At 74.8% G+C, this 17,740-nt stretch carries 14 protein-coding genes and 1 pseudogene; 5 read left to right on the top strand and 10 right to left on the bottom strand.

What is annotated here, in order from left to right; translation table 11 throughout:
• Positions 1-7: 7 nt before the first annotated feature.
• The 7 genes from ABD324_RS05445 to ABD324_RS05415 all read right to left on the bottom strand — a co-directional run bounded on the left by ABD324_RS05445 (position 8) and on the right by ABD324_RS05415 (position 7,956).
• A complete protein-coding gene (locus tag ABD324_RS05445) occupies positions 8-1,282 on the bottom strand; it encodes a geranylgeranyl reductase family protein (RefSeq protein WP_344412972.1) in 1,275 nt (424 codons plus the stop codon).
• Positions 1,283-1,306: 24 nt separating this feature from the next.
• A complete protein-coding gene (locus ABD324_RS05440; RefSeq protein WP_344412970.1) occupies positions 1,307-1,957 on the bottom strand; it encodes a hypothetical protein in 651 nt (216 codons plus the stop codon).
• A 140-nt stretch (positions 1,958-2,097) separates the two neighbouring features.
• A complete protein-coding gene (locus tag ABD324_RS05435; protein WP_344412968.1) occupies positions 2,098-3,291 on the bottom strand; it encodes an MFS transporter in 1,194 nt (397 codons plus the stop codon).
• Between the two features lie 27 nt (positions 3,292-3,318).
• On the bottom strand, positions 3,319-3,702 hold the full coding sequence (locus ABD324_RS05430) for a hypothetical protein (RefSeq protein ID WP_344412966.1): 384 nt from the start codon (positions 3,700-3,702) through the stop codon (positions 3,319-3,321).
• A gap of 68 nt (positions 3,703-3,770) precedes the next feature.
• Positions 3,771-5,159 carry an FAD-binding oxidoreductase gene (locus ABD324_RS05425; RefSeq protein ID WP_344412964.1) on the bottom strand — a complete coding sequence of 463 codons (1,389 nt, stop codon included), beginning with the start codon at positions 5,157-5,159 and terminating at the stop codon, positions 3,771-3,773.
• A 176-nt stretch (positions 5,160-5,335) separates the two neighbouring features.
• Positions 5,336-6,712, bottom strand: coding sequence for a pyridoxal phosphate-dependent decarboxylase family protein (locus ABD324_RS05420; protein ID WP_344412961.1), 1,377 nt, complete (start codon positions 6,710-6,712; stop codon positions 5,336-5,338).
• On the bottom strand, positions 6,709-7,956 hold the full coding sequence (locus ABD324_RS05415; protein WP_344412959.1) for an MFS transporter: 1,248 nt from the start codon (positions 7,954-7,956) through the stop codon (positions 6,709-6,711). Before ABD324_RS05415 ends, ABD324_RS05420 begins: the two co-directional genes overlap by 4 nt.
• Positions 7,957-8,033: 77 nt before the next feature.
• Here ABD324_RS05415 and ABD324_RS05410 point away from each other — a divergent pair, with 77 nt between their 5' ends.
• Entirely contained in the window at positions 8,034-9,413 is a 1,380-nt protein-coding gene (locus ABD324_RS05410; RefSeq protein ID WP_344412957.1) for a chloride channel protein, read from the top strand.
• Between the two features lie 63 nt (positions 9,414-9,476).
• Here the strand turns inward: ABD324_RS05410 and ABD324_RS05405 are convergent, their stop codons facing one another.
• The gene (locus tag ABD324_RS05405) at positions 9,477-10,043 is read right to left on the bottom strand and encodes a TetR-like C-terminal domain-containing protein (RefSeq protein ID WP_344412955.1); all 567 of its coding nucleotides are present in this window, start codon (positions 10,041-10,043) and stop codon (positions 9,477-9,479) included.
• 103 nt (positions 10,044-10,146) lie between these two features.
• Here ABD324_RS05405 and ABD324_RS05400 point away from each other — a divergent pair, with 103 nt between their 5' ends.
• Entirely contained in the window at positions 10,147-11,343 is a 1,197-nt protein-coding gene (locus tag ABD324_RS05400; protein ID WP_344412953.1) for an MFS transporter, read from the top strand.
• 42 nt (positions 11,344-11,385) lie between these two features.
• On the opposite strand, the gene ABD324_RS05395 is transcribed toward ABD324_RS05400, so the two are convergent.
• Together ABD324_RS05395 and ABD324_RS05390 are read right to left on the bottom strand one after the other, a co-directional pair.
• Positions 11,386-13,266: a primary-amine oxidase gene (locus ABD324_RS05395; protein WP_344412951.1), complete on the bottom strand. Its 1,881-nt coding sequence runs from the start codon at positions 13,264-13,266 to the stop codon at positions 11,386-11,388.
• A pseudogene (locus tag ABD324_RS05390) lies at positions 13,263-14,666 on the bottom strand (APC family permease). The gene ABD324_RS05395 and the pseudogene ABD324_RS05390 overlap by 4 nt, the downstream one beginning before the upstream one ends.
• A 189-nt stretch (positions 14,667-14,855) precedes the next feature.
• On the opposite strand from ABD324_RS05390, the gene ABD324_RS05385 reads away from it, so the two are divergent.
• The 3 genes from ABD324_RS05385 to ABD324_RS05375 all read left to right on the top strand — a co-directional run bounded on the left by ABD324_RS05385 (position 14,856) and on the right by ABD324_RS05375 (position 17,650).
• Positions 14,856-16,382, top strand: coding sequence for an APC family permease (locus tag ABD324_RS05385; protein ID WP_344412949.1), 1,527 nt, complete (start codon positions 14,856-14,858; stop codon positions 16,380-16,382).
• Entirely contained in the window at positions 16,379-17,122 is a 744-nt protein-coding gene (locus tag ABD324_RS05380; protein WP_344412947.1) for an IclR family transcriptional regulator, read from the top strand. The genes ABD324_RS05385 and ABD324_RS05380 overlap by 4 nt, the downstream gene beginning before the upstream one ends.
• Before the next feature lie 108 nt (positions 17,123-17,230).
• Complete coding sequence (locus ABD324_RS05375; RefSeq protein WP_344412945.1) at positions 17,231-17,650, top strand: VOC family protein; 420 nt, start codon at positions 17,231-17,233, stop codon at positions 17,648-17,650.
• Positions 17,651-17,740: the final 90 nt, after the last annotated feature.

The following is a 17,740-nucleotide window of genomic DNA, read 5'->3' as shown; positions in this document are numbered from 1 at the left end:
CCCCGGCCTAGCCCCCGCTCTGGCGGAGATCGGCCGCCGGGAACGGCGGCCGGTCGTCCAGCCGGAGCGACAGCCTCCCGGCCGCCCGCCAGGCGCGGGCGGTCAGGTCGTGGTCGGCGTCGGTGACCAGGTTGCCCATCACCCGCAGCGCCACCCGCATGAGCGCGGTGGAGCGCATCCCGGCCGGGCCGGCGATCGGTAGCAGCCGCGGGATCGTCAGCAGGCCGGCGAGCCGGCGGGCGATGGAGAAGGCCTGGCCGTAGTGCCCGCGCAGGGTGGCCGGCCACGCCGTCTGCAGGTCCTTCTCGCCGGTCATCAGCTCGGCCACGACCCGGCCCGTCTCCAGCCCGTAGTCGATGCCCTCGCCGTTGAGCGGGTTCACGCAGCCCGCCGCGTCGCCGATCAGCGCCCAGTTGGGCCCCGCGACGCCGGACACCGCGCCGCCCATGGGCAGCAGCGCGGACCGGACCGCCCGGACCTCGCCGTCGAGCTGCCAGTCCTCGCGGCGCAGGGTCGCGTAGTGCCGGATCAGGGACCCGAGCTTGACGTTCGCGGGCCGCTTGTCCGTGGCCAGGGTGCCGACGCCGATGTTGACCTCGCCGTCGTGCAGCGGGAACACCCAGCCGTAGCCGGCGAGCACCTCGTTCTCGGTGCCGCGCAGCTCGAGATGGGAGGAGATCCACGGGTCGTCGTGCCGGCCGGACCGGATGTAGCCGCGGGCCGCGACGCCGTACGCGGTGTCCTGGTGCCATTCGCGGCCGAGGACCCGCCCGAGGCCGGACCGGGCCCCGTCGGCGACGACGACCCGCTCGCACTCCACCGTGACCGGGCCGTCCGCGGTGCGGAACACGACCCCGCTGACCCGGTCGCCGTCCCACTCGACGTCGACCGCCTTGGCCCCGTCGAACGGGACCGCCCCCGCATCGAGGGCGACCTGGCGGATCCGGGCGTCGAGCTCGGTGCGGGGGACGGCACTGCCCTCACCGGGCAGCGAGCCGCCGGGCCAGGGGAGCAGCAGCTCCTGCCCGAAGCCCGCGGCCCGCAGGCCCTTGTTGGCGCCGTGCCCGCGCAGCCACTCGCCGAGCCCGAGCCGGTCGAGCTCGGCCACGGCCCGCGGCGTCAGGCCGTCTCCGCAGGTCTTGTCGCGGGGGAAGACCGCCGCGTCCGCCAGGACGACGTCGATCCCGTGGCGCGCCGCCCAGGCCGCGGCCGACGAACCGGAAGGCCCGGCCCCCACGACCAGGAGGTCGGTGGAGCCGGGCGGGGTGGCGGTCGGGGGCATGTTTCCCAGTCTGCCTGACGGGCCTCAGCGGAGGGCGCGGGCGCCCACCCGGGTGGCCGAGGCGGCGGCGCCGCCGACCAGGGTCCCGATGGCCAGGCCGATCACCAGGTGCAGCGCACCCTGGGCCAGCCCGAGGGTGATCGCGGTGGTGTTGACGAGCGGGATCACCGTGGCCGCGGCGGTCACCAGGCCGACGATCCAGCCCAGGTAGGCCAGCGGCCGCGGGGTCGAGACCATCAGCAGGTGGGCGATGCCCGTGGCGACGAGTGCCGCGCCGGCGGCGACCGCGCAGAGCACCGCGGTCTGCTGGGTGCCGAAGGTCGCGAGGTGCGCGGCCGGGGCGAACTGGAAGGCCACCCGCAGGACCAGGGTCCCGACCAGCCCGACCAGGGCGGCGACGGCCGCGGTGGCCAGCCCGCCGGTCCAGAGCCGCTGGGCGTCGAAGGTCGGGCGGGGGGTCTGGTCGCCGTTGCCCAGCGAGGTGGTCCGGAAGTCCCGGGCCCGGTACTCGTCGGCCCGGTACCCGTCGGCCCGGTACTCGTCGGCCGGGCCCCGCTCGTCGGCCGAGAAGACCTGGGCCGGCGCGGCCTCGCTCCGGTAGGGGCGGGCCTTGTCGACGCGCGGCATCCGGACCGTCGGGCGGACGGTGTTGTCGATCTCGAACGGGGCGCTCATGGCGAGCCTTCTCTCGGTGCGTTCCTGGCGGGGTGTTTCCTCCAGCCGTGAGTAGCTTCTCGCCGCGCGGGCCCCCGCACCGTCGGCCGCCCGGCCGGTCCGCCGGCTGATCCCCGTGTCCCCCGATCGGTGGACGGGGCTCAGGTGTACGCGGTCGCCGGCACCCGCGCGGGGAGCAGCCGGCGGAGGGCGACGACGCCGAGGACCGGCCCCACGAGCAGCGTGAGGAAGGCGTAGCGCCAGCCCACCACCCCCGCGACCAGCCCGACGAGCTCGATGCTCGCCGCCGTCAGCAGGAAGCCCAGCGCGGTCTGCACGGTCAGCGCGGTGCCCGTGTAGCGGCGGTCCGCGACCGTGCTCAGCGCGGCGGTGAACAGCGCGGAGTCGGCCACGGCCGCCGCGCCCCAGACCGCGCAGAACAGGGCGAGCCCGGCCGGGCCGGCGTCGACGAGCACGGGGGAGAGCAGGCAGCAGGTGCCGCTCGCGGCGAGGGCCGCGGCGGCGACGGGGACCGTGCCGACGACGTCCGCGACGCGCCCCGCGAACAGGCACCCGGCCGCCCCGGCCAGCCCGACCGCCGTGAACACCACCGCGCCGACCGGCAGCCCGGTGCCGGTGGCCCCCAGCCAGGTCGGCAGCCAGGTCCACAGCGCGTACAGCTCCCACATGTGCCCGAGGTAGCCCAGCACCACCAGCCGCGGCCCGCGGTCGCGCAGCATCCGGGCGGCGTAGCCCGGGTCCGGCGGGGGAGACGGCGCGTGGTGCGGTCCGGGTCGGACGGCGACGGCGGCGAGGAGCGCGGCGACCAGCCCCGCGGCGGCGGGCGCCGCCAGCACGACCCGCCACGGCAGGCCGGTGGCGGGCAGGTGCGGCAGCGCGGAGCCGACCGTGAGGGCGCCGACCAGCAGCCCGAGGTCCCGGCCGCGGTGCGCGGCCCCGGACCAGGACGTCATCAGCTTCATCCCGACCGGGTAGACCCCGGCCAGGAACACGCCCGTCAGGGCCCGGAGCGCCAGCGCCCCGACCGGTCCGTCGGCGACCGTGGCCAGCAGGAGCGTGGTGCCCGCGGCGCCGAGCGCGGAGCCGGCGAGCAGGCGGTGGGGTCGCAGCCGGTCCGGCAGGGTGAGCAGCGCGGACGCGACCGCCCCGGCGACGAATCCGAGCTGGACGGACACGGTGAGCCCGACCGCCGCGCCGGTCCCGATCCCCCACTCCCGCCGCAGGTCCGGGACGACCGCCGAGGCCGAGAACCAGACGGCGAGCCCCAGGACCTGGACGAGGGCGATCGTCGCGCGGGGCAACAGGTGGCCCCGCGCGCGATGACGAGCCGGCACCCGACCTCCCCGAACGCGATGTCGCGCTCAGTATCGGACACGTGACGGAGCGTGTGGGTCAGTGGGGGTACAGTGGTCCCCGGAGGCGCGCGCCCGGGCGAGCTGCAGGTTGCACCACAGGAAGATGCCCACGCAGCCCAGCCCGATGACGGCGAAGATGATCGCGGGCACGATCACGCCGTCGAGCAGGAACACCACGACGACGAGCACGCACAGCAGGAACGCGATCACCGAGATGCCGCGATGGAGCTTGAGGGCGCTCTGCCCGTCGTGCGAGCCGGCGCCCGAGGTCGGTCCGCCGAACCCCCACACGCGGGTCCCGACCGTCTCCGTGGCCTGGGTGCGCTCCGCCCGCGGGTCCGGCGGGACGATGTGCGCGCCGACCGTCTCACCTTCGTCCTGAACGCTCATGGGGCTATCTACCCACGACCGGCCCGCCCGACACAATGGAGCGGGCGGGCCGGTGGGCGAACCGTTGCCTAACCGATCACGACGTTCGTGGCGAACGTCCCGGCCGGGTCGAGGCGGCGGGCGATCGCGAGCAGCCGCGCGCGGTCCTCGTCACCCCACAGTGCACCGACGCGCGCCGGACCGGCCTGGCCGAGGAGGTTCACCAGCGCGCCGCAGTTCCACTCGTCCACCGACTCGACGACGGCGGCGGCGCAGGCCGCGACGACCTCGATCGGCGGCCCGGCCAGCACCCCGACGGTGAACACCGAGAAGGCGGCCCCGCGGCCGGCCACGGCGTTGGGCACCTCCGGCTCCCGGCGGATCGCCCCGCCGAGCAGGCGCAGCTCGACCATCGCGAGCGGCACCTGCACCTCGGGTCCGGCCGCGGCGAGCAGCGCGTCGACGGCCGCGGCGGGCAGCGCCGAGACGGCGCAGCCGCGGTCCCAGACCGGCATCGGGGCGACCGGGTCCATGTGGACGGCGTCGATCGCCGCGTAGGGCAGCTCGCCGACCGTGTCCATGATCGGGCCGGCCGCGGCGCGCATCGGCGCGAGCAGCGCCTCGCCCTCCTCGGCCGGGCCGAGGTGGGTGAACCGCACGGCCACGACGAACCGCCCGCGCAGCGGCTCCGGGAGCGCCGGGTCCGGGGGCAGCCGCAGCATCGCGACGGACGTGCCGGTCTCCTCGGGCAGCGTCGGCGCCCACTCCCGCCAGGCGTGCAGGACCGTGCGGGCGTCGTCGGCCCCGAAGAACACGGCGCCGCCGAAGAACCGGGCGACCGGGACGAGATCGAACTCCATCTCGGTGACGATCCCGAAGTTCCCCTTGCCGCCGCGGACGGCCCAGAACAGGTCCGCGTCGTCGCCCCGGCTGTTCTCCGAGACCTCCCGGGCCGCACCGTCCGCGGTGACGATCGTGAAGCGCCGCACGTGGTCCGCGGCGAAGCCGTACCGGCGGGCCATCGGGCCGAGCCCGCCGCCCGTCGTGTAGCCGACCACCCCGACGTTCGACGACGAGCCGTTGAGCGGGGCGAGCCCGTGCGGCGCGGCCGCCTCGACGACCGCGCTCCAGCGCACGCCCGCGGCCACCCGGGCCCGGCGGTTCAGCGGGTCGACCGCGACGCCGTCCATCCGTTTCGTGGTCACGAGCACGGTCCCGAACAGCTCGCCGGTGAGGCCGTGCCCGGTGGCCTGCACGGCGACCCTGCGGCCGGTGGCGCGGGCGAACCGGACCGCGGCGACGACGTCGGCGGTGCAGGTGGCGCCCACGACCACGGCCGCGGCGGGCACGTGGGCCGTGTTGAACGCGGCGACTTCCGTGGCGTAGCCCTCGTCGCCGGGCTGCAGGACCGGGCCGGCGACGGCGGCCGCGAGGGCGGGCAGGTCGGCGGGGGTCAGCGAGTCGATCATGGCGGTCATGGGGTGTCCTCCCGGGTCGGCGCCGGGCCGCGCGGGATGGCGGCCTCGGCGCTTTCTGTGCTGGAGGAACCCTCCCGCCGGGAGGGGGTCCGCCACGATCGCGGCACCGGGCCTCTCCCGGGTGTGGCCAGCACCCCCCGCCCCTGCGCGCCAGGACGACCGCGGGGGTCCGCCGATCAGCGGGTCAGCCGGTCCAGGAACGCGATGAGCAGCGCCTCCCGCAGGCGGGGCGGGGCGGCGTCGAGCAGGGCGTTGACCGGCGCCATCCGGGTGGGCAGGCCGTCGCCGGACAGGCCGGCGGCGGCGAGCAGGCCGTCAAAGGCGGCGTCGTCGAGGGTGGAGGGATCGAGCTGGGCCGCCGCGGCCCGGAGCTCCGGGGCCACCTGCACCGGGCCGGCCGCGACCGCCGCGGCGACGGCCTCGTCGAGGTCGGCGAGGAACTCGTCCGCGGCCGTGGCGGCGGAGACCGTGAGGTGCAGGGTGGGCGCCAGATCCCGGAACCCCATCTGCGGCTGCGTGAACCAACCCCGCACGAGCATCTCGTCGGAGAGGGTGAACACGTCCAGCGCCGTGTCGGTCTCCACCGCGACCAGCGTGGTGTCCGGTTCGGCGGCGAGCCGCAGGTGCGGGTGCGCGGCGACCGCGGCGGCGATCCGCCGGGTGGCGTCCACAGTGGTCCCGACGAGCGCGCGGTAGCCGTCGGTCCCGATGTGCCGCACCACCGCCCAGGCTGCCGCGAGCGGCCCGCCGGACTTCGTGGACTGCATCGTCGCGTTGAGCATGGTGTAGCCCGGCCAGTCCGCGCTGGCGAAGAACTGCGGGCGCCGCAACGCCGGATCACGGTGCAGCAGAAGGGAAACCCCCTTGGGGGTGTAGGCGTACTTGTGCAGGTCGACCGACAGGCTCGTCACCCCCGCCACGTCCAGCCCCCACGGCTCGTGGTCCAGCCAGGGGAGGACCCAGCCGCCGATGCACGCGTCCACGTGGCAGCGCACGCCCCGCTCGGCGGCCGCCGCGGCGATCGGCGCCACCGGGTCCACGACGCCGTGGGCGTAGGAGGGCGCGGAGACGGCGACCAGCACGGTGTCCTCGTCGATCGCGGCCGCCATCGCCTCCGGCACGGCCCGTTTCGACACCGGATCCACGTCGATGGCCACCACGCGCACGCCGAAGTAGTGCGCCGCCTTGTGGAACGCCCCGTGGGCGGTCGTCGGCACCACCATCGACGGACGCTCGCGACGTGCTGCGTCCCGGGCGGTCTGCACCGCCAGGAGGATCGACTCGGTACCGCCGCTCGTCACCGTCCCGACGGCGCCGTCCGGGGCCCCGACCAGCGGCTTCGCCGTCGCGATCAGATCGCGCTCCATCGCCGCCAGGCTCGGGAAGGCCGTGGGATCGAGCCCGTTCGTCGAGGCGAACATCGCGAGCGCGCGGCGGCCGATCTCGTCCGCGTCCGGAAGCCCGGAGTCGTACACGTAGGCCAGGGTGCGGCCGCCGTGGGTCGGCAGGTCCCGCGCCCGCAGCGCCTCCAGCTCGGCGATCAGGTCGGTCACGCGGGGCTTCTTTCGTCGAGGGAGTAGCCGCGCAGCCCGACCAGGCTGAGCAGCACGAACACCGCGGGCACCGCACCGAACCCGAGGAGGATGGCGAGCAGCGCACCGTCCGGCTGCGCCTCGCCTGCGCTGCGGTACCCGCCGACCTGCAGCACGGCCGCGTAGATCCCGGGTCCCAGCGCGAGGCCCAGCGTCTCGCCCGCCGTCCAGATCCCGGCGAACATCCCGGCGCGGCTGGCCCCGCCCGCCCGGGCGTCCTCGGCCGCGACGTCCGGCAGCATGGCCAGCGGGAACACCTGCACCCCCGCGTACCCGATCCCGGCGACGGCGGCGGCCATGCAGAGCCCGACCAGCGATCCGCTGAGGGTCGCGAGCGCCCCCACCACCAGGACCAGCGAGGACACCACGTACCCCACCCGCTTGCCGCGGCGGGCGGCGTAGCGCGCCCACAGGGGCGTCACCAGCAGGGCGGGGCCGACGAACGCCGCGAACAGCAGCGACGAGGTGGCCGGATCGCCCAGCACGTACCGCGCGACGTACGCGGTGCCGGCCAGCAGCGTGCCGATCCCGAGCGCCTGCACGACCCAGGTGGTCAGCAGCCGCCGGAAGTCCGGGACCTCGGTGATCACCCGGAGCTGCGCGGCGAGCGTGCCCGAGGCGACGGTGGCCCCGACGCGCGGGGCGGACCGGGTGCCGACGTACGCACCCAGGCTGCCGGCGAGCAGCAGGACACCGACGTAGAGGCCCATGACGGCGTGCCCGGCCACGTCGACGACCAGGGGCGCGGTGGCCCCGGAGATGAGGATGGCGACGGCCAGCACCGCCACCCGCCACGTCATGATCCGGGTGCGTTCGGCCGGGTCGTCGGTCATCTCGGCGGGCATCGCCACGTACGGGACCTGGAAGAACGCATACGCGGTGGCGCAGGCCAGGAACAGCAGGACCACCCACACCGGGTTCGCGGGCCCGGCGAACATCAGCGCGAAGGTCACGGCCAGCGCGATCCCGCCCCACAGCAGGAACGGCCGCCGCACGCCGGCCCGGTCGCTGAGCCGGCCGGCCACCGGGTTGAGCAGCACGTCCCACGCCTTCGGCAGCACGACCAGCAGGCCGGCCAGCCCGGCGGCGACCCCGATCGTGTCCGTGAGGTAGGGGAGGAGCAGCAGCCCCGGCACGGTCCCGAACGTCCCGGTCGCGACGCTGCCGAGCGCGTAGCCGCGGCGCACGCCGGCGGGGAGGGCCATCTGCGGGACCGTAGTGATCGGTGTCTCGGACCGGCAGGCTTTCCCATCTACTGGGCGAGCCTGCAGAATGTCCGGACATGAGGGATCGTCGGCCGAGCGAACGGCTCCGGGAGCCCCAGCCGCTGGTGCGCCGGCGCATCTCCTCCGGTCGCGGGGCCATGGACCAGCCCAACGTGACCGGGGACGGCGACGTCCCGCTGACCGCCCGGTTCTGGGCGATGGTGGTGCTCACCGGGATCGGGGCCGGCCTGTTCGGCGTGCTGCTGATGCTCCTGCTGTTCGCGGTGGCCGATATCGCGTTCGGTCGCGACGCCGGGCGGGGCAACTTCCAGGCCGCGGTCGAGGCGGCGTCGCCGCTGGGCCGGACCGTCCCGCTGCTGGTCGCCGGGGTGATCGCGGGCGTGGGCTGGTTCCTGCTGCGCCGCCACGTCCCCGGCCGCTCCGATGTGGACGACTCCGTGTGGACCGGGGACGGCACGCTCGGCTTCCGCCGCTCGGCGGGGACCTCGGTGCTGTCCGAGATCGTCGTGGGGCTCGGGGCGTCGCTGGGGCGCGAGGCCGCCCCGAAGCTGATGGGCGGGGTGTGCGGGAGCCTGCTGGCCCAGTGGTCGGGGCTGTCGGTGTCGCAGCGCCGGCTACTGGTGGCCTGCGGGGCCGGAGCGGGTCTCGCCTGCGTGTACAACGTGCCGCTCGGCGGGGCGCTGTTCACGGCGGAGGTGCTGGTCGGAGCCGTGCGGCTGCCGGTGATCCTGCCCGCCCTGGTCTGCTCGGCGACCGCCACCGCGACCGCCTGGATCGTGTTGCCCACCGGCCCCGTCTACCTCGACCTGCCGGACTTCCCGTTCCATCCGGCCGAGCTCGTCTGGGCGGTGCCGGCCGGGGTGGTGATCGGCCTCGTCGCGGTCGCCTTCGTGCGGATGGTCGCGTGGGTGTCGTTCCACCAGCCCCGCGGCCGGTGGGCGCTCGTCGCGCCGCTCGGGGCGTTCGCGGTGCTCGCCGCGGTGGGCCTGGCGTTCCCCCAGCTGTTCGGCAACGGCAAGGACCTCGCCGAACAGGCCTTCACCGGCGTCGGCGCGCTCTGGCTGTTCGCCGCGCTGTTCGTGCTGAAGCCGCTGCTCACCGTGCTGTGTCTCGGTAGCGGGGCGTCGGGCGGACTCTTCACCCCGACGATCGCGACCGGCGCCGCGCTGGGGGCCTGCCTGGGCGGGGGATGGTCACTGCTGTGGCCGGGCGCCCCGACCGGCGCCTACGCCCTGATCGGGGCGGCCGCCATGATCGGTGCCGGGATGCAGGCCCCGCTCGCCGGCCTGGCGCTGGTCCTGGAGCTGACCCACACCGGCTTCGACCTGCTCGTCCCCATGATCGTGGCGACGGCGATCGCCACCGCCGTGACCCGCTGGATCGACGGCTACTCCATCTACTCCGCCCGCCTGTCCCGCCGCCCCGCCTCCGGCTGACCGCCTTCCTCCGCCGAGATGAACCTCAGGGCTGTTCGATCATGGTCGAGAGGTGCCTGACGTTCATCTCGGCAGGAGGACGTCGACGAGGGAACGGGCCCACTCCGGGGTTCCGGGGGTCTCGGTGAAGACGGCGCGGTAGTACAGGGCGCCGAGCAGGACGTCCGTGGCGCGCTCGACGGTCGGGACGGCGTTCCCGCGGGCCGCCTCCCGGTCGAGCATCGACCCGATCTGCTCCTCGCGGTCCCCGATGCAGGCGCACGCGCCGGACTCCCCGACGCCGACCGCGGCCCGGAGCAGCGCGAGGGTGTCCGGGTCGGCGAGGTCGGCCGCGACGTCCGCCGCCCACCGTTCGAGGTCGCCGCGCAGGGAGCCGGTGTCCGGCACCACGAGGTCCCCGGTGAACCTGCTGGTGGCGACGTCGGCGAGCAGCTCGCCCACGGATCCCCACCGCCGGTAGAGGGTCGTGGGGTGCACGCCGGCGCGGGTGGCGACGGCCGGGAGCGTGAGCTCACCGGGGTCGCTGACCAGCAGCTCCTCGACCGCGCGGTGCACGGCCGCGCGCACGCGGGCGGAACGCCCGCCGGGTCGGGTGCTGGCGGTGCGGGTCGAGGGGGCCGGCGCAGTCATGCCACCAGTATCGCACTCATCACTGCGATAGGCTAATGCAGCGATCGTTGCGATGGCGTAGCGTCGGCGCCGTTAACGCAACGATCTGTGCGAAAGGCTGGTCATGGACTCCAGACGCGGGTTCTTCGCGGCGGTGGCCGCGGTGGTGGTGCTGTTCATGGCGGCGTCCAGCGCGCCGACCCCGCTGTACGTCGTCTACCAGCAGCTGTGGGGTTTCACCCCGACGGTGCTGACGGTGGTCTTCGCGATCTACGTGTTCGGCCTGCTGGCGTCGCTGCTGGTGGTGGGCAGCCTGTCCGACCACATCGGACGGCGGCCGGTCCTCGCCGGCGCGATCGTGCTGGAGGCCGTCGCCCTGGTGCTGTTCGTGCTGGCGGGGGACGTGGTGGTGCTGTCGGCGGCCCGTCTCCTGCAGGGGATCGCGACGGGTGCGGCGATCACCACGCTCGGCGCCGCGCTCACCGATCTCGAGCGGACGCCCGGTCGCGCGGGCCTGGTCAACTCCCTGGCCGCGCCCGGCGGCCTGGCGCTCGGCGCACTGGGCTGCGGGGTCCTCGTCCAGTACGGCCCGGAGCCGACCCGCTTCGTGTACGCGCTGCTCATCGGCGGGATGGGGGCCGCGGCGGTGATCGTGGCCCTGATGCCGGAGACGGCGGTGCTGGCGGATCGCGGCGGGCGCCGGCCCGCGGCCGTGGCGTCGCTGCGCCCGGTCGTGGGGGTGCCCGCGCACCTGCGCGCCGATCTCGTGCCGATCGTGCCCGTCCTGGTCGCGAGCTGGGCGCTGACCGGGTTGTACCTCTCGCTCGGGCCGTCCGTGGTCGCCGCGATCTTCGGGCTGCACGACCACGTGGCCGGCGGGCTCGTGGTCACGCTGTTCTGCGGCGCGGGCGCGGTCACGGCCTTCCTGGTGCGCCGCCGCAGCGCGCTGTCGCTGCTCGCGCCCAGTGCGGCCCTGCTCGGCGCCGGGACCCTGACGACGGTCGTCGCGGTGTCGACGAACCTCCTGCCGCTCGCCGCGCTCGGCACCCTGGTCGCGGGCACCGGCTTCGGCGCCGCGGCGCTGGCCACCTTCGGCACCTTCGCCCGGATCGCCGCGCCCCACGAGCGCGGCGCGTTGCTCGCGGTGGCGTTCACCGTGGCCTACCTGGCCTTCAGCGTCCCGGCGCTGGTCGCGGGCTTCGCCAGCACCGCCTTCGGCCTGCGCGCCACCGCGGAGGTCTATGCCCTGGTGATCGTCGCCCTGACGATCGCCGCCCTGGTCCTCCGCCTCCGCCGCCCAGCCCTCCAACCCACCTCGTGAGTGGCGATGGTCGCCCTGGCGACCATCGCCACTCACAGGGGTTCAGTGGCAGTGCGTCGACGTCGTGGGTGGGACGTCGAGGGCCGGGTTGCGGTCGAAGAAGCCCGCCGGCTTGAGGACGAAGCCGGTGTAGTCCACCGGCATGACCGGCCAGTCCTCCGGGCGCGGGAAGTGCGTGAGGCCGAAGGTGTGCCACACGACGATGTCCTCGCCGTCGACCGCCCGGTTCGCCGCCACCCAGGCGGGAAGCCCTGCGCCGCCGGGGTTCTGGTTCACGAAGTCCCCGGCCGCGTAGCGCTCCGAAGGGTCGTACCGCGTGACCCACAGGGCCTTGCGCGCGAAGGCGGCCCGGCCCGCGATGGACGACGCGTCGTCGGCCAGGAGGGTCGGCTGGCCGGTCGGGTGCAACACGTACCCGACCTCCTGGCCGAGGGCGTTCCGCTTGTCCGGGTTGACGATGTGCCAGGTCCGCGCGGCCGCGGCGTTCGCGTCGCGCTGGGCGTCGGACTCCCGGGACAGCCGGGTCACGCTGCGGCGGAACGCGTTCCCGTACGGGTTGCCCTCGCCCATCGGCACCCGCTGCGCCTCGACCTCCTCGACGGCGTTGCGCGGGCCGTCGACCGTCATGTCCAGGCGCGCCGAGAACAGGTGCTGGTGGAACGGCGCCCCCAGGCCCGGCGCGATCTCCGTCGCGTACTCGCCCGGCGTGCCGCTCGTGAACACGATCCCGGTCGCCTTGCACTCCAGCTCGATCGTGCCGTCGAGGTACAGGTACCAGTAGAACCCGTAGTCGTAGTTGCCGATCGGCGTGAAGAAGCTGATCACCAAGCGGCGCTGGCGGCGGGTCTCCCGCGAGCCCGTGAACATGTCCGAGTGCTTCCAGAGGATCCCGTAGTCCTCCTCGTGCATGCAGATCGCGTTCTCGATGGTGCGCGGGTTGCCGAGGTCGTCCGCGATCACCGCGTCCGTGTAGTGGATGTCGCCGAGGCAGTCGCAGCCCAGCTGCAGGGAGTCCGCGTACCGGGCGAACATGTACTCGCCGCAGTCGAAGTAGTTCTGCCAGAAGCGGACCGGGGCCGGATCGGCGTAGGGGACCACCATCTCGGCGACGGACGCGCGGTAGACGATCGGCCGCCCGTCGAACCCGATCTGGTGCAGCGTGAGGCCCTCGCGCTCGTTGAACCCGATGCGCAGGTCCCACTTGCCCCACCGCACGTGCCCGTCCTCGACGGTGAACGAGCGCCCCTCGGGCTGGGTGATCTCGATGGGTTTGAGGTCCAGGTGCGGGCCCTGCACCTCGGGATCGTCGAAGTTCCCGCCGGTCCGCGGGACGTCCACCAGGTCGGAGTCGATCACCCGGTCCACGCTGCGGGCCGTGAGGTCCACATAGGCCACGAGCCCGTCGATCGGGTGGGCCCACGGGTGGTCCTTCTCGTGGTCCTGCCGGAAGCCGAAGGCGCGCACGATCCGGCGGCCCGCCTCGTCGGGATAGTCGTAGACGCCGGCGGACAAGGGGACCGCCCGCACGGCCTCCGGGGCGATGCCGCGCTTCGCGAGTGCCTCCAGCCAGGCCGGCTCGGCGTTCAGGATGTCCTCGATCATCTCGAACTCGGTGTCGATGATCGGCGGCTGGCCGTCGACCGGGGGATCGAGCTCCCGGCTCGACACCACGCTGCGGGTGCCGGTCGAGACCACGGTGTCCCAGGAGCGGCCGGTCGCGATGTCGAGCAGCACCGCGCGGAAGCGGCGGTCGGTCTCGCCCCCGGCGAGGACCTCGGCCTTCGCCGGCTCCTCCGGTGCGAAGAAGGTGTACCGGACGTTCTCGGTGAGCAGCCCCGCGGCGAGCAGGACCTCGCGGACGGTCGTGACCTCGGCCTCGGACGTCATCGCCAGGGCGTGGGTGCGGTTCTCGAGGGTGGTCATGCGGTTCCTCCTGCAGGTACGGCGGTGGGCCTGCGGCTCCAGAGTGCCCCCACCACGAAGGCGAGCACCAGGACCGCGCCGATCCCGGCGGCCAGCGCGGGCGAGCCGCCGATCAGGGTCGGGAAGTTGGCGACGGTCAGCCACAGGCACGCGAGCAGGCCCGCGAGGCCGAGCGCAGGTGCGATCAGGGTGTGCCACGGCCGCGGGTCCACGCGCTCGCGGCGGAAGAACACGAGCACCGCCCCGCAGGTCAGGGCCATGAGAGCCAGCACGCCGAGGGTGGCGGTGCCGGCCATCCAGGCGAACACCTGGGCGACGGGATCCATCCCGGCGATCGCGAAGATCGCGAGGAACACCAGCGCCACGCCGGACTGGGTCAGCGACGCGACGTGTGGCGAACCGTGCCGCGGGTGGCTGCGCCCGCAGGCGGCGGGGACGGCGCGGGCCTTGCCGAGCGCGTGTCAGTAGCGGGCCAGGACGTTGTGGAAGGACAGGATCGCCGCGAACAGGCTCGTCATCAGCAGGACCTGGGCGACGTCGCCGCCGACCGGGCCGAGCACGGTGGTGATCGTCGTGATGATCATGCCGCCGGGATCCGCGCCCGCCGCCTCGACCGCCGCCGCGTCGCCCCACGCGGACACGACGGCCCAGCTGGACAGCGTGTAGAACACGCCGATCAGGATCAGCGCCAGGTACGTGGCGCGCGGAATGGTGCGCTGCGGGTCCCTGGCCTCGTCGCGGAAGACGGCCGTGGCCTCGAACCCGATGAAGCTCGCGATCGCGAACATCACCGCGATGCCCGGGGCGCCGGAGAACACCTGCGCCGGGCTGAACAGGGCTGTCGAGAGGTGCTGTCCCTGACCCACGACGAACGCGTCGAACACCAGGACGATGGCCACCTCGGCCAGCAGCAGGACACCGAGGACCTTGCCGGACAGCTCGATGTGCCGGTACCCGAGCACCCCCACGATCGCCAGCACCACCAGCGACCACACCCACCAGGGCAGCGCGGGGCCGCCCCAGTGCTGCACCAGGCCGTCGATCACCGCGCCGATGTAGCCGACCACGGCGAGCTGCACGGCGGTGTAGGTGACCAGGGCGAGGAACGCGGCGCCGAGGCCGGGTGCGCGGCCGAGCCCCCGCTGGACGTAGGCGTAGAAGGCGCCGGCCTGCGGGACGTGCCGGCTCATCGCGCAGAACCCCACCGCGAACAGCAGCAGGACCGCGCAGCAGAGGGCGAAGGTCATCGGGAAGGCGGCGCCGTTGCCGGCGGCGAGCCCGAGCGGGACGGTGCCCGCGATGACGGTCAGCGGCGCGGCGGCGGCGACGACCATGAAGACGATCGACCCGACGCCGAGGCTGCCGGTCAGCTGTCTGCGTTCTTCCGTGCCTGTGCTCATGACGGGGCTCCAGGTGGGTGGCGGATGGCGCGACCCTCCGCGCCGCCCCCGCCGGGCACAACCGCTCGTTCCCGGTGGTGCGAATCACAGCCGGCTCCGTTCCCGCAGCCCGGGAATCGGCCCGCGGGAATTCTCATTCGACCCGTCCTGGCTGGTCACAAGCCCGCCGCGGCGGGCTACCGTGCTCGGATGCTGCGCGACCGTTCCCCGGTGCACGGGCTGGAACGCCGTCGCCTCGGCGCGCCGGACGTGCTCGCCCAGTCGGTCTCCGGGGCCGCGCCGTCGGCCGCCATGGCCGCCACCCCGGTGATCGTCGCGGCCTCCGCGGGCGGGGCGACGGTCTGGTCGTTCGTGGTCGCGACGGTGTTGGCCCTGCTGATCGCCAGCTGCATCGCCCGCTTCACGCGCCGGATGGCCGCGCCCGGCGGTCTCTACCCGCTCACGGCCAAGGGCCTCGCCCCCGGCGCGGCGCTGGCCTGTGGGATCGCGCTGCTCACGGGGTACGGGCTGCTCGCCGCGGCGGCGCTGGCCGGCGTGGCCTCCTACGCGGACGCCCTGCTCTCCCGCGTCGGCGCGACGGACGGCCGGTGGGTGCCGGCGGCGGTCGCGGTGCTCGTCGGCGGGGGTGTGGCGGTGCTCGCCCTGCACGGGGTGCGGCTCGCGGCGCGGGTGGTGCTGCTGGTGGAGAGCGTGGCGATCACCGTGCTGGTGGTGGTGTTCGCGCTGCTTCTGGCCGGTGGGCCGATCCCCGGGCCGGGTTCCGGCGAACCGGCCGCGGGCCCGGGCGGGGTGGTGGCGGGCGTGCTGCCCGCACTGGCCGCGTTCATCGGCTTCGAGATCGCGACGACGCTGGGTGCCGAGGCCCGTCGCCCCTTCCGGACGGTGCCGCGCGCCGTCGGGATCACCGCCGCGGTCGCCGGCGTCCTGTACCTGTTCGCGGCGCACGTCCAGGTCGTCGGGTTCGCGGACACCCCGGGCGGGCTGGCCGGCCAGTCCGAGCCGGTCCTGGTGCTGGCCACCACCCGTGGCTGGTCCTGGGTGCCGGTCGTGCTCGACCTCGGCCTGATCATGTCCTTCTTCGCCTGCGCCTTGGCGACGACGTCGGCGCTGGTCAGGGTCCTCTTCTCACTGTCGCGGGACGGCGTGGCCCCCGCGGCGCTCGGCCGGACCCATCGGCGGTTCCACACGCCGCACGTAGCGCTGGCCGTCGCGGTCCCGGTCGTCGTCGCGGCCCTCGTGGTGCCGGTGGCGGCCGGGCTGCCGCTGGGCGGGGTGCTCGTCACGCTCCTGACGCTCGCCACCTCCGGCTTCCTCGTCGCCTACCTGCTGGTGTGCGTGGCGGCCCCGGTGTTCCTGCGCCGCATCGGCGAGCTGACCTGGCCGGCGGTCGCGGCGAGCGCGGTGATCGCGCCGATCCTGGTCGCGGCGCTCGTCGCGTTCCTCGTGAGCCGGCCGGTGTCGGCGCTGGTCCTCGCCGGGGTCGGGGTGCTCGGCGTGGGGTGGTGGGCCGGGCTGCGGACCCGCCGGCCCGCGGTGCTGGCCGGGATCGGGGTGTACGACGAGACGGTGGCGGCGGACGTCGCGGGTCGCCGGGTGGCGTCGGACACCGGCGGCAGCCGGGTCGGGGACGCCACCGGGTCCGGAGCCGCGACGGACCTCGAGGGGCACCGGGACGCCGTGGGCCGCCGGACCCCCGGGCGGGGGAGCGGCCGGTGACGGGACCCGCGCCGCTGTCGGGCCGCCAGCCCAAGGCCGTCCGCAGCGCGCTCGCCGTGCTCGAGGAGGTCGTGGCGGCCGGGCCCGGGGTCACCGCCAAGGAGATCTCGGCGGCCCTGAAACTGCCGCAGGCCACCACCTACCGGCTGCTGAACCTGCTGGTCGCGGAGGAGTACCTCGTCCGGCTGCCCGACCTGAAGGGCTTCGAGCTCGGACGTCGCGCCGCCCGCCTCGCCCTGCCCGTGGTCACGACCCCGCCCACGGCCGCCCGCGCCGTCGTCGACCATCTGCGGGGGCTCGTGCGCTGGGGCGTGCACCTGGCCTCCTTCCGCACCGGCCAGGTCGTGCTCGTCGATCCCGATCCGGACCACCCGCCGTCGGACGGGGCCCTGCTGGCCCGGTATCCGCAGGTCAGCGCCCTGGGTCGGCTGCTGCTCGCCGAGCAGCCGGACTGGCACGCGCTGGTGCGGGAGGAACGGAGCTTCACCGAGCACACGATCCCGGCCGCCGGGCTGGGCGCGGTCCTGGAGCAGGTCACGGGCCTGGGCCTCGCCCGGCAGTGCGGCGAGCTCCGCCCCGACCGCGGCTGTCTCGCCGTCCCGATCCGGGCGCCCGGCGACCGGTCGCTCGTCGCCGGCCTCGCGATCGCCGGCCCGCCGCACCGGATCGCGGAACCCAACACCGAGATCGTCGCGCTCCTCGAGGACCACGCCGAACGCCTCGCCCCTCTGCTGGCCTGATCCCGCCCCCTCGAGCCGACCCGCGGCGAGATCCCCTCCGAACGGAGGTTCCGCCCGGGCGGAGGCCGTTCGAGACTCGGGCCGATCGACCCTCGGCACAGCCGACCGATGACGTTCGGAGGTCCCACCATGCCGTTCCCGGCGCTCACCCACGTGGCCGTCACGGTGTCCGATCTCGAGGCGAGCACGCGCTGGTACGCCCGGCTGTTCGACAGCGAGCCCGTCCTCGACGAGGACGAGACCGCGGGCGGCTTCCACCACACGGTCTTCGCCCTCGACGGCGGTCACCTCTTCGGCCTCCACACCCACCCCGGCGGGGTGCGGGACGGGGCGTTCGACGAGCGCCGCGCCGGGCTGGACCACGTCGCCTTCGCCTGCGCGGACCGCGCCGAGCTGGAGAGGTGGGCCGCGAGGCTCGACGAGCTCGGCGTCGCCCACGGCGGGGTGAAGGACGCCCACTACGGCTCGGGCGTCTCCTTCCGCGACCCCGACAACACCGCCCTGGAGTTCTTCGCCCCGCCCTCCTGAGTGAGCGAACGGCACTCTCGCTCAGTAGGTGTGAGCGAGGGTGCCGCTCGCTCGTCCGTCGCCGTGACGTGGCGAACGGGCCGCTCGCTC

It is taken from the genome of Pseudonocardia ailaonensis (genome assembly GCF_039531635.1).
In the GTDB taxonomy this organism is placed as follows: domain Bacteria; phylum Actinomycetota; class Actinomycetes; order Mycobacteriales; family Pseudonocardiaceae; genus Pseudonocardia; species Pseudonocardia ailaonensis.
The sequence above is the reverse complement of the archived record's forward strand: the minus strand, read 5'-3'. Positions and strand labels throughout refer to the sequence as shown.

Coding starts and splice junctions, on each gene's coding strand:
- ABD324_RS05405 (WP_344412955.1), bottom strand. CDS start 10,043: ATGACTGCGCCGGCCCCCTCGACCCGCACCGCCAGCACCCGACCCGGC.
- ABD324_RS05385 (WP_344412949.1), top strand. CDS start 14,856: ATGCTGCGCGACCGTTCCCCGGTGCACGGGCTGGAACGCCGTCGCCTC.
- ABD324_RS05395 (WP_344412951.1), bottom strand. CDS start 13,266: ATGACCACCCTCGAGAACCGCACCCACGCCCTGGCGATGACGTCCGAG.
- ABD324_RS05415 (WP_344412959.1), bottom strand. CDS start 7,956: ATGGCCCTCCCCGCCGGCGTGCGCCGCGGCTACGCGCTCGGCAGCGTC.
- ABD324_RS05400 (WP_344412953.1), top strand. CDS start 10,147: ATGGACTCCAGACGCGGGTTCTTCGCGGCGGTGGCCGCGGTGGTGGTG.
- ABD324_RS05375 (WP_344412945.1), top strand. CDS start 17,231: ATGACGTTCGGAGGTCCCACCATGCCGTTCCCGGCGCTCACCCACGTG.
- ABD324_RS05440 (WP_344412970.1), bottom strand. CDS start 1,957: ATGAGCGCCCCGTTCGAGATCGACAACACCGTCCGCCCGACGGTCCGG.
- ABD324_RS05445 (WP_344412972.1), bottom strand. CDS start 1,282: ATGCCCCCGACCGCCACCCCGCCCGGCTCCACCGACCTCCTGGTCGTG.
- ABD324_RS05425 (WP_344412964.1), bottom strand. CDS start 5,159: ATGACCGCCATGATCGACTCGCTGACCCCCGCCGACCTGCCCGCCCTC.
- ABD324_RS05410 (WP_344412957.1), top strand. CDS start 8,034: ATGAGGGATCGTCGGCCGAGCGAACGGCTCCGGGAGCCCCAGCCGCTG.
- ABD324_RS05430 (WP_344412966.1), bottom strand. CDS start 3,702: ATGAGCGTTCAGGACGAAGGTGAGACGGTCGGCGCGCACATCGTCCCG.